The organism is Pseudomonas sp. 18058, from assembly GCF_902706155.1.
In the GTDB taxonomy this organism is placed as follows: Bacteria; Pseudomonadota; Gammaproteobacteria; order Pseudomonadales; family Pseudomonadaceae; genus Aquipseudomonas; species Aquipseudomonas rustica.
Genome location: NZ_CACSJY010000168.1, coordinates 1 through 391, shown reverse-complemented (window position 1 = coordinate 391; position 391 = coordinate 1). Strand labels below are relative to the sequence as shown.

1 protein-coding gene is annotated in these 391 nt (G+C 70.3%); it reads left to right on the top strand.

The features are described 5' to 3' along the window. The coding region (locus tag GVL50_RS28665) for an aminotransferase class V-fold PLP-dependent enzyme (RefSeq protein ID WP_159815865.1) at positions 1 to 391 on the top strand (391 nt) is incomplete at both ends.

Sequence of the window (391 nt, the reverse complement as noted above, 5' to 3'; positions counted from 1 at the left end):
CTGCCGGACCTGCGCGCGCTGGGCAGCGATGCCCCGCTGGTGATCGACTTCTCGTCGCACGTGGCCTCGCGCCCGGTGGACTGGTCGCGCGTGGGCCTGGCCTTCGGCGGCGCGCAGAAGAACCTCGGCCCCGCCGGCCTCACGCTGGTGGTGGTGCGCGAAGACCTGTTGGGCCACGCCCTGCCCGTCTGCCCGAGCGCCTTCGATTACAAGGTGGTGGCCGACAACCAGTCGATGTTCAACACGCCGCCCACCTGGGGCATCTACATCGCGGGCCTGACGTTCCAATGGCTCAAGCGCCAGCGCGAGGGCGGGCTCTCCGGCGTCGCGGCGATGGAGGCGCGCAACGTCGCGAAGGCGCGGCTGCTCTACAACTTCATCGACCAGTCGC